This window comes from Anabaena sp. CA = ATCC 33047, assembly GCF_963870205.1.
Classification (GTDB): Bacteria; Cyanobacteriota; Cyanobacteriia; order Cyanobacteriales; family Nostocaceae; genus Trichormus.
In genome coordinates this window covers 1-11,181 of sequence record NZ_CAWMSA010000031.1, presented here as the reverse complement: position 1 = coordinate 11,181, position 11,181 = coordinate 1, and the positions used below count along the sequence as shown (strand labels likewise).

The window sequence follows — 11,181 nt, the reverse complement described above, 5'->3', positions numbered from 1 at the left end:
CGGGTGACAGAGATACCAGTGAGCGATCGCGTTGGTAAAAATGCTGCTATACCTAATAATGCAAAACTTACGCCGCTAATCGCATACAGCCAGCCAGCCATTGTATTAATAGCTGCACCAAAAAAACAAACAGCAATTCCCGCTAGTACCCACCCGGTATATGCAGGGGTGCTAGCATGGGTTTCTAACCAGTTAGTGATGGGTTTGATAATTTTCATGTTTCCGTTTTAACCCAACACTAATAGAAATTCACAGTAGTCACGCCCTAATTTTGTGTAAGTGCTTTCTGCATTCGCTGTATATGAATACAGACGCTTTTAATGAAGCTGTCTCTGTGACGTATATAACTACGGAGTCCGCAAATTTTATCTTCCGGACGGAATGGGCGCAGGGAGAAATGGGAAAAGTATTCTCCCCCTTGCCCCCTGCCCCCCTGCTTCTTCTCTGCTTCCTCTTTTCCCCTATACCCCCACATCCCACTTAAATCGCTGCTTCTTCACGCTGACAATCAAAAACCACCATGAAAGAAGCATTTGGTGTTACTTGACATAAATGCTGCATATAACCATCAGCGTCAGAACGACTGCGAAAGCGCGCTATAATCTCACGTTGGGCATCAGGTAGTAAACGTGCGATCGCCCAAGAGTTTAGCCGTTGTTTGTAATTTTTGGACTGTGGTTCCGAAATTTGTACTTTGTTATCAGAATTTTGTGGCATGATTATCTTAACCGTATTAAGTTTCAACAAAGGTGTTAGTGACTGTCTCAAGATAGAAGCACTAGCCCTTTTTTTATGATTCTGCCACCTTATTATTCGATAATTTTTATATTGTCAACCCCCAATGATATATTTTAGACAAACTAACTGAACAATCTCTATTTTGTATAAATTTATATAACCTATCCAGCCAATTTTTATCAGTGATTTATGTTTAAAATAATACGCATATTCTCAAGAGGATAGTGACCTAAAATCTGGGTGTCTTGGAAAACACCAAAACTGTAAATTATATTTGAAGAATTCGCTTATTCGCAATAATAGAAATATTAGTTAATATAAATCATTTTCTAAGAATCAACAAATAAATATCTAATGTTTTGTCATCAATCCCACATTCTCTTAACAAAAAATAACTAATACATTTATCCTGTTTATATCTTGACCAATCTTAATAGTTTAGATACAATCTTGGCAACAAATTATACTTGTTGTCAAAACAATGGCATTAGTAACGTCAATAATTCAAAAAATTGCACCCCAAATAGGTGCTGTAGTTGTAGTAGACCCAGAATATAAATTAGTGGGACATATTACTTTTAAAAATGGGCATAAAGCATTTTTTAGTACCACTAAGTTAAATATTAATGGTTTCGGTTCCGCAGAAATTGCTAAAGACAAAGGTTATTCAAATTTTTTTCTCAAACATTTTGGGTATAAAGTTACTGAAGGACAAACATTTTTTAGCAAGCAAATTTGTGAAAAAGTAGGTAATAACAGAGATATTGAAGCCGGATTTGACTATGCCCAAAAATTAGGTTTTCCTGTGATTGTCAAACCGATCAATCTCAGTCAAGGTAAATTAGTGACAAAGGTTTATAATAAAACAGAATATTATCAAGCAGCTAAGAAAATCTTCAAACTCAACTCAGGACTAATTGTTGAAAAGTTTTATCAAGGAAAAGATTACCGCATTGTCGTTATAGATGATGAAATCATCGCCGCTTACCAAAGAATCCCCTTATCTGTAGTAGGTGATGGTAAATCTAGCATTTTGGAATTACTGCACCAAAAACAAGAACAATTTGTGGCAAGCGGTAGAAAAAAGATTATAGATTTTGATGACTTTCGCATCAAACAAAAACTAAAAAGGCAGAATCTCAATTTTAACAGTATTCTTCCCAGGGGCAAAATTATTTATCTTTTAGATAATGCTAATTTATCCAGTGGTGGTGAGGCTATAGATGTGACAGAAAGTATTCATCCTGACTTTCAAAAATTAGCTTTAAATGTCGCCAAAGATATGGGGTTAAGATTAGTAGGTGTGGATATCATTACCCATGATATAACTAGACCATTAGTCGATTATGTGATTATTGAAGTTAATGGCTCACCTAGCTTAACTCACTATGCGGCAATTGGAGAGGCACAAACTCAGAGAGTCGAAGCTTTGTATTTGAAAATTCTCACGACTTTAGAACAAGAGTATAACAACAAAAATTGATGTGTTATTTTGCATCAAAAATTTCCACAATTTAGTTACCGATAAAAACTGAAGCGTGCAAAGTAAAAGAAAGTTCGTAGTCAGGACTTCAGTCTTGATATAGCTTGCGTAGACATAGCTGTGCTTGATTCTTAACTGTACAGGACTTATGCAACTGGCATATTAGTAGGGTGCGTCAGATATCAAAAATGCATTTATTGACAGCATTTAAACGGTCTGACGCACCCTACAAGACATCTGTAATGTGACACTTGCGTCCTACTGTAGAGACGTTACACATAACGTCTTTACGGGATGTATGGGGCGTAACCTCACATAAAATTGCTATTCAGCACACTAAATACAGACCTGATGCCAGAAAATATCTAAATCTGTAACAATAGTGAAGCCAATGCTTTGACTTTTACCCAACCGTGAACGCTGCTACCACAAACTCAGCCCAAACCCAATCACGCAAAGCAGATCACATCCGCATCTGCTTAGAAGAAGATGTACAGTTTGGCGAAACTACCAACGGATTAGAAAGTTATCGTTTCACCCATTGTTGTTTACCAGAAATAGATCGCCAAGATATTGATATCAGTACAACTTTTTTAGGTAAACATCTAGGCGCACCTCTATTAATCTCTTCCATGACTGGGGGAACCCCAGAAGCGGGAATGATTAACCAGCGTTTAGCACAACTAGCCCAACAATATAAATTTGCAATGGGTGTGGGTTCCCAGCGCGTGGCGGTAGAAAAACCCCAGGTGGCTGATACTTTCGCTATGCGTAAATATGCGCCGGATGTTCTGTTATTTGCTAATGTCGGTGCTGTGCAACTTAACTACAAATATGGCTTAGATGAATGTCTGCAAATCATTGAGATGCTGGCAGCTGACGCTTTAATTTTGCATATCAACCCCCTGCAAGAATGTATTCAACCCAGAGGTGATGTTAACTTCCGAGGCTTGCTTGACAAAATTGACAAATTATGCAGTAAGTTATCAGTACCAGTGATAGCCAAAGAAGTAGGCAATGGCATTTCCGCAGCGATGGCAGAAAAACTGTTGGCGGCTGGGGTGGCAGCAATTGATGTTGCTGGTGCTGGTGGGACTTCTTGGGCAAAGGTAGAAGGTGAAAGGGCAGAAAATGCCTTGCAAAGACGCTTAGGCAGAACCTTTGCAGATTGGGGAATACCCACAGCCGAATGTATTACCAGTATTAGAGCGATCGCACCCCATATACCCTTGATTGCCTCTGGAGGGTTGCGTCATGGTTTGGATGTCGCCAAAGCGATCGCACTGGGAGCAGATATCGCCGGGTTAGCAATTCCATTCCTCAAAGCCGCAGTCGAATCAGAATCAGCATTGCAAGATTTAGCCGAAGTATTGATTGCAGAAATCACCACAGTCTTATTCTGCACCGGCAACACCACCCTATCTGAGTTGAAAAATTCCGGCAGTTTGCAAAGCATACAATAAAAAAGATGAGGAAGCGGAGGAGAAAAACTAATGACTAATGACTAATAACTAATGACTAATAACTAATAACTAATGACTAATAACTAACAACTAATGAATAACTTCCTCAAGCAAACTCTAGCCAGCTTAGTTGGCACTGTATTAGGACTCATTATTTTCTCTGGTATTGGTACTACAGCACTGTTGTTTTTAGTGTTTGCGGCTGCAAGTTCCCAAGATCCTGGCCCCCTAGTCAAAGATAAGTCAGTTGTAGTTTTTGACTTGTCAATGAAAATCAGCGATAGGGAACCCACAGCTAGCGAAGTGTTGCAAAACACTTTATCAGGAGTGGCAGCACAAAGAATGACACTCCGGAGTGTGCTGGATACCATCAAAAAAGCTGAGAGTGATTCGCGAATTGTGGGTATCTACCTCGACGCAACAAGCAGTAGCGGCACGAGTAACTTAGGTTATGCTTCTCTGAAAGAAATCCGCAAAGCCTTAACAGAATTTCGTGCATCTGGCAAAAAGATTGTCGCCTATGGAATGCAGTGGGGAGAAAAGGAATATTATCTTAGTTCTGTAGCTGATACTATTGTTTTGAATCCCTTTGGAGCAATGGAAATCAACGGTTTGGCTAGCCAACCGATATTTCTCGCGGGAGCATTGCAAAAGTATGGTATTGGTGTGCAGGTTGTCCGCGCTGGCAAGTTTAAAGGCGCAATTGAACCTTTAGTATTGAACCAACTCAGTACCGAAAACCGCGCCCAAACTCAGCAATTATTAAATGATGTTTGGACAGAATGGCGGACTACAGTCGGTGGTAGCCGCAAAATTGCCCCCCAACAATTACAAGCGATCGCAGATAATCAAGCCCTTTTAGAAGCACCCACCGCTAAATCTAATGGTTTAGTCGATCAAGTAGCATATTCCGATCAGGTAGTTGCTGACTTAAAGAAATTAACCAATAGTGATCAAGATGATCGCAGCTTCCGCAAAATAGACTTGAGTGAATATGCACAAGTCCCGAACAAATCTTTACCTGTAGAACGCACAGCCAAAAATAAAATTGCTGTGGTGTATGCTGAGGGTGATATTGTCGATGGTCAAGGTGAAGATGGACAAATAGGAGGCGATCGCTTTGCCGCTATCTTCAACAAAATCCGCCAAGATAACGATATCAAGGCTGTTGTCTTGAGAATTAACAGTCCTGGTGGTAGTGCTATCGCCTCCGAAGTCATACAGCGAGAAGTGAAACTCACACGCCAAGCCAAACCCGTTGTCGTGTCTATGGGTGATTTCGCCGCCTCCGGTGGTTACTGGATAGCTACCGACTCTAATCGGATTTTTGCCGAACCCAACACCATTACAGGTTCTATTGGTGTATTCGGGGTGTTACTGAATGGGCAGAAGCTAGCAAATGATAATGGTATCACTTGGGACTCTGTAAAAACAGCCCGTTATGCCGATAGTCAAACCTTGGCACGTCCCAAATCTCCCGAAGAAATAGCACTTTATCAACGCAGCGTCAACCGCATTTATAATTTATTTATCAATAAAGTTGCCGAAGGACGCAAACTACCAGTAGAAAAAGTAGCAGAAATTGCCCAAGGTAGAGTTTGGTCTGGTGTTACAGCTAAACAAATTGGTTTAATTGATGAAATCGGTGGTTTAAATGCAGCGATAGAATATGCAGCCCAAGCCGCCAAACTCGGTAAAGATTGGCAATTAAAAGAATATCCCAGGGAAAGCACATTAGGAGAACGCTTTTTTGGGCGATTCGTTGAAGATGTCAGTACCGTTTTGCAAATTGAGAAGACACAAACCATACCCCCGAATCTTTTCATGGCTGAATTCCAAAAAATGCAGCAGGAGTTGGCAATTATACAGCAGATGAACGACCCCCAAGGAATTTATGCTCGCTTGCCTTTCAATTTGAAAATTGAGTAGTTTTAATCGCTATGCGCTAAATTCTGGCAAATATAACCACAAAGCCCCCCTTACTTACCTCTCCCTCACCCTCTCCTTGTAGGAGAGGGAAAAGGAAAAAATTTTTGGGCTGGAATGGGGGTTTTAAAGCCTCTGTGTCATATCTTGCACCATTCTCAATCAGCATCAGGCGATGCACAGCTAACAACTAAGGCTCTCAGCAAGTTGCCAGCAATGCCCACCCTACAAAAATTATGCTTCAACAGTTTCCTGAGAAAACTTTTGATGCACCCTTGTAATTTGTTCCCCATTTTCACTAGATACAGTGATGAGATAGTCAATTAACTCTTCTGAGAAGGGGATACGCAAATGGAAAGTACCATCTGATTTTAGGGTAATCGGTTTACCGGCAATATTTACCGTTGCACCGGGATCTGTGGCTCCGTGAATAATTACCTCAGCATCGGTGACAAACCAAAAATCTCCGTGGGGACGACTGAAGACACGGACGATAGAAGAAGAGGCTATAGTTATCCAGCGATCGCCTTCTAAGTAGCCAATTTCCACCATATAATCGCGATCACTTTGGGGAATAGCTACATAACGATTTTGGATGATTTCCTCACATTCATATTGCTGTACCAGTTGAGGAGTTTGATAACTCAGGTCAATATATGTAACATCATACAGCCGTAAAGTCAACTGGGAGATGCCAGCATTGTGCAGTATTTCTTGACGCTGCTCAGAAATTTGCCAAGAGATATAAGCCCACTTAGTAGTGCGAGGAGTGAAGAAAATTTGGCTGTCTTCGTCTACTGTCAGCGCGTCTGTCAGTATATCTTCTGTGTAGGGAGGGCTGAAAATGCGTACAATAGCTGAACGGGCTATTTTTACCCATTGCTCACTGGCAACGTAGCCAATTTCGATGATGTAGTTGCGATCGCTAGCGGGAATCGACACATAGCAATCGGTGATTACCGGCTCACATTCATACTGCCCTACCAGATGGGGTTGTTGATAACTCAGATCAACCTCGCTGACATCATACAGTCGCAGTAATAATTTAGTCATCCCTGCATTCTCAAGTGCTTGTTGATCACTGTGAGCAAGATACCAACTGACAAAAGCCCACTCAGGATTACGGGGTGTGAGAACAACACTACTGTCTTCATCACCATCTTCTGAGTCGTCTTCTGAGTCGGTAGATATTGTCTTCACCGGTGCTAAATCTTCTGCGGGAGAATTTATCGCCTCAGTCGCCTCTGGTGTTTCTGGTGCGGGGTTGTCCAGAATGCCGTCAATATTCGTCGCCCAATCTCCCGTTTCGGCTGCTGCTAAAGCTGCTTCATCAGCCAAATTCCCGACATTGATAGTTTCTATCTCCTCCAATATCTGATTATCCGGTGGTTCGGCAGCGTCGGCTACCAAATTTAATGCTTCTTCAGAAATCTCGATCAATGGCGGCTCTGTCGGAGGTTCTTCCAATGTCGATAAATCTAAATCCCATGCGGCAGTTAGTGGATCAGATTCATCTGAGGGTGACTCAGTAGCCGCATTCAGATTGGTTGTAGCTTCAGGCTCCTCCAGAGATTGCACACTCGGTGCTTCCGACTGGGGTAATTCGGCTGTGACATCAGCTACACTACTCGATTCATTTTGGGGAATATCTGGCAAGTCCGCCAGAATAGATGTCTCTTGTATCTCCTCCGACTCCTGACTCTTGTCGGAAATACTTGCTGTTGTTTCGGCTGGGGTAACATCTGGAAGTGGTTCGGTTTTGAGGTCGTCAGTGATATCCCTGTGATAACCATTATTAGATGTAACTATAGCAGTATCAGGTAATTCCCTGGTTTGCGCTTCCCCATTAGTTGGCGTTTTCGGGATGTCCACGATTGGGGGATATGTATTATTGACTATAGTAGCTGGTGCTTCCATATCCCAAGGAGATTGCTCCAACTCTGGCGGTAATGGTAAGGGGGAATTATTGGTTTTTTGTGGTGCGGGATGATCTAAACCGGAATTAGCCATTGAATTTTCAGTAGGCTGAGTTGCTACTGCTGGTTCAGATGCAGGTATCTTGTCTTGAGCATCTTGATCATTAGCCGGTGATTCTGTCAAGCCTGGGTTTTCTTTAGCGGCTGATGGTCGTCTAATAAACCATAACAGCGAGCCAGCGATCGCCCCTATAGGTAGCAGCAACCACCACAGCAAGTTACGCCCCAAGACATTGGAATTATCAGCAGTAGCGATCGCCGATGGTGCGGAGAAGTTAGTTCCTGTGGAATCGCCGGCAGTTTCCGCCTCTTCAGAAGCCGCCATCCCTGGCGTTGGTTCTAGGGTGATGGTAGGATTGGCAGATATAAACTGTTGTGATTCAGCTTGAGCGATCGCCTCTGCTTCCGCTACTCTCACAGCTTCTATCGCCTGTTGTCCTTGGGGTGCCAAAGCAAATCCCAGAAAAGCGGATATAGCTGGGTTAGGATTGTTTTTATAAACGTAAACTAAAGGCTGAGAGAAAGGATATTTAGGATCATCTGGCAAGGTATCATACAACGCCAACGCTCGCACACCCGGCAGATTTGCGACTTGATTGAATTTAGCATAGCTAATACCGTCCTTACCCAATTGTCTGACTATTTCTGCCGTATTATCTTCAGTTAACTGGGTAGCATTAGAACCTGTGGCAAAGTTAGCAGACCGAAACACTGGATAACTGCTCAATGCTTCACGAGTTAAACTATTCTCAGGCCGGTCTATCACCCGAATGTTAGCATCTGCGCTGCCTAATTCCGACCAATTGCTGATGTTCCCCCGGAAAATCTCCGCAAATTGCTTGTCAGTCAAACTACCCTGAAACGGATTGTCAGAACCAACGATAATCGCAATCTTTTCTCGGTGCAAAGGAACTTGTACTAAGCCTTGGGCTTTTTCTTCAGGAGTCAGATCACGACTAATCGCTGCAATATCAATTGTCCCCTCTTGCACAGCTTTGAGTGCAGCCTCAGTGCCATTAGTGGCAATTTCCACCTGAGTCCCTGAAAACTGCTGTTCAAAACTCTGCTTTAATTTTTGATTAAAAGCAGCCAGGCCATTAACACCATCAATCCTTACTGTAGTCCCTGGTTGCACAGTTGGCGGTAATAAAAACGTGGGCGTGTCAGTCTCAGCTTGTGCTGACACAGGAACCGACATCAACAAGGTTGTTACTGTAGGAGTGGTAGCGAAAGCCAGCCATAAAGCCAGATTGACTATACCAGTATCTCTTTTATCTTTTTGCCACATATTGCTCCTCATCCAGATATAGAAAACAGAAAGCCGATCAGTTTTAAATTTATATTTTTTTGCAAGAGAAGACGCGCTAATTATACATCTGCTGTCTCTTGTGTTTTGAGTTAGTTAAATATACAGCAGGGAACAGGGAACTCTTAACAGGGAACAGCTTTGAAAGTCTCTTAGCATAAAGCTTTGTTCATCAAATTTGTACCTCATTTACCCCAAATCTGCTGTAAATTAGTATAATTTACTACTGATAGACTGAAAAAGCAAACATTCTAGATAGACTGTTTCTGAATCTAGTGATTACCAAAACTAGACAGATTCTCAACCAATGTCTACATGATTAGTCTGAATTGAGCCAGATGATCAGGTAGAAATAATAGCGAGATTTCAACGAAAAATTGACTGTAATTCTAGAATTACAGTCAATTATTTTTAGCATTGATATTACTCAGATGGCTAGAGCTTCTTTGCCTAACCACGGTTATCTATCTGGGCGCGTTGCAAACTACCAGAAAAGTCAACATAAACGCTTTTCCATTCTGTGAACACATCTAAAGCGGTAGTTCCCGCTTCCCGGTGTCCGTTACCGGTTTGTTTTACACCGCCAAAGGGTAAATGTACCTCTGCGCCGATAGTGGGGCCGTTGATGTAGGTGATACCAGCTTCGATGTCACACATGGCAGTAAAAGCCCGGTTAATATCGCGGGTATAAATTGAAGAAGAAAGACCATATTTAGTGTCATTGAGAATAGCGATCGCTTGCTCAAATGTATTCACCTCAATTAATGCCACCACAGGGCCAAAAATCTCTTCTCGCGCCACCCGCATCTCAGGCGTAACGTTATCTAAAATAGTCGGTTGAAAGAAATAACCCTGTTTTAATAAACCTGCTGTCGCAATTTCTCCACCCATTAAAATCTTTGCCCCTTCCTCACGGGCAATTGTCATATACTCATATACCCGTTGCAATTGTTTGTGATTAATTATCGGCCCGATATCAGTCTCAGGTTCATAACCAGCACCCAAGCGCAACTGACTAGCACGCTCACACAGCATCGTGGTAAATTTTTCCTTAATATCACGATGCAAAATCAAGCGACTCGTAGCTGTACACCGTTGCCCAGTAGTACCGAAAGCCCCCCATAAAGCACCATCAACAGCCAGTTCTAAATTTGCATCTTCCATCACCACTTGGGCATTTTTACCACCCATTTCTAAACACACCCGTTTATGAGTGCGTCCGCAAGTTGCGCCCACAAACGCCCCAGTCTCAGAAGAACCAGTAAACGATACTAAATCTACATCAGGATGTTCAACTAAAGCCTTTCCTGCTTCTTCACCTACCCCATGCACCAAGTTAATCACTCCTGGTGGTAAACCGGCGGCGGCAAAAATCTCAATTAATTTAGTAGCGCAAGCCGGGGTATCTTCCGCCGGTTTGAGAATTACTGTATTCCCACACACCAAAGCCGGCATAGCTTTCCAGCAAGGTATAGCTATGGGGAAATTCCAAGGCGTAATTAAAGCACAGATTCCAATAGGCATCCGTACAGTCATAGCGAACTTATTAGGCATTTCTGAAGGTGTGGTTTGCCCAAACAGTCGCCTTCCTTCACCAGCACTATAAAAAGCACAGTCAATACCTTCCTGCACATCACCCCTAGCTTCTGTTAAGGGCTTACCCATTTCTCGACTAATTAACTCAGCCAGTTCTTCCTTATGTTCAGCTAATAATTCCCCCACACGAAAGATATACTCGGCTCTAGCTGGGGCGGGAACTTTGCGCCAACTTTGGTAAGCTTGGCGGGCTGCGGCTACAGCTTGGTTGACATCCTCCACTTGAGAACGGGGGAAAGTAGCCACAACTTCGGTTTTATTTGCCGGGTTATGACTGGCGAGGATATTTTCACCTGTGGCGTTTAACCATTGTCCATTGATGTAATTTTGGCAGGTGAGCGGAGTTGTCACGTCGCTTCGCTCCTAATACAAAATTCAAAATTCTCTCATTCAAAATTCAGGAATTCTTAGGAAACAATCTTCCCTAATCCCTTGTGTTCCTTGTGTACACTACTCTCCTGCTTTCTACGTTACTGTGATGTTTTCATATTTGCAGGTAAATATTTCAGATATATACAAAACTTAAGGAACTAATGCCAAAACTCCCACAGGCGAACCTGAACCACGCCGTAACCTCAGAATGCCAATGGCTAGGGTAGTACCTTTCGGTGGTAGTTGGTCTAAATTAGCTTAAACAAAAAGAAGCCTCTCACTCACTGCGTTCGCGCAGCGTCTCGTAGAGAAGCAGGAGTG

At 42.5% G+C, this 11,181-nt stretch carries 6 protein-coding genes and 2 pseudogenes; 3 read left to right on the top strand and 5 right to left on the bottom strand.

Features of this window, described 5'->3' with window-relative positions:
• A pseudogene (locus AACS98_RS06775) lies at positions 1–218 on the bottom strand (DUF58 domain-containing protein); the annotation flags it as partial.
• A 262-nt stretch (positions 219–480) separates the two neighbouring features.
• Positions 481–717, bottom strand: coding sequence for a hypothetical protein (locus AACS98_RS06770; protein WP_066377599.1), 237 nt, complete (start codon positions 715–717; stop codon positions 481–483).
• Positions 718–1,219: 502 nt separating this feature from the next.
• On the opposite strand from AACS98_RS06770, the gene AACS98_RS06765 reads away from it, so the two are divergent.
• The 3 genes from AACS98_RS06765 to sppA all read left to right on the top strand — a co-directional run bounded on the left by AACS98_RS06765 (position 1,220) and on the right by sppA (position 5,613).
• Positions 1,220–2,221, top strand: a complete 1,002-nt coding sequence (locus AACS98_RS06765; RefSeq protein ID WP_066377598.1) for a cyanophycin synthetase — start codon at positions 1,220–1,222, stop codon at positions 2,219–2,221.
• Between the two features lie 413 nt (positions 2,222–2,634).
• Positions 2,635–3,684: a type 2 isopentenyl-diphosphate Delta-isomerase gene (gene fni / locus AACS98_RS06760; RefSeq protein WP_066377595.1), complete on the top strand. Its 1,050-nt coding sequence runs from the start codon at positions 2,635–2,637 to the stop codon at positions 3,682–3,684.
• 93 nt (positions 3,685–3,777) lie between these two features.
• Positions 3,778–5,613 (top strand): signal peptide peptidase SppA, encoded by a 1,836-nt coding sequence (gene sppA / locus AACS98_RS06755; RefSeq protein WP_066377592.1) that lies wholly within the window; start codon positions 3,778–3,780, stop codon positions 5,611–5,613.
• 231 nt (positions 5,614–5,844) lie between these two features.
• Here sppA and AACS98_RS06750 read toward each other — a convergent pair whose 3' ends face one another.
• The 3 genes and pseudogenes from AACS98_RS06750 to AACS98_RS06740 form a co-directional block, all read right to left on the bottom strand.
• A complete protein-coding gene (locus tag AACS98_RS06750; protein WP_066377590.1) occupies positions 5,845–8,874 on the bottom strand; it encodes a DUF4912 domain-containing protein in 3,030 nt (1,009 codons plus the stop codon).
• A gap of 468 nt (positions 8,875–9,342) precedes the next feature.
• The gene (locus AACS98_RS06745; RefSeq protein ID WP_066377588.1) at positions 9,343–10,839 is read right to left on the bottom strand and encodes an aldehyde dehydrogenase family protein; all 1,497 of its coding nucleotides are present in this window, start codon (positions 10,837–10,839) and stop codon (positions 9,343–9,345) included.
• 171 nt (positions 10,840–11,010) lie between these two features.
• Positions 11,011–11,115: pseudogene (locus AACS98_RS06740) on the bottom strand (cyclase family protein); the annotation flags it as partial.
• Between the last annotated feature and the right edge of the window lie 66 nt (positions 11,116–11,181).

Bases quoted from the DNA above. Each gene is read 5' to 3' on its own strand.
- sppA (WP_066377592.1), top strand. From the start codon at position 3,778: ATGAATAACTTCCTCAAGCAAACTCTAGCCAGCTTAGTTGGCACTGTA.
- AACS98_RS06770 (WP_066377599.1), bottom strand. From the start codon at position 717: ATGCCACAAAATTCTGATAACAAAGTACAAATTTCGGAACCACAGTCC.
- AACS98_RS06765 (WP_066377598.1), top strand. From the start codon at position 1,220: ATGGCATTAGTAACGTCAATAATTCAAAAAATTGCACCCCAAATAGGT.
- AACS98_RS06750 (WP_066377590.1), bottom strand. From the start codon at position 8,874: ATGTGGCAAAAAGATAAAAGAGATACTGGTATAGTCAATCTGGCTTTA.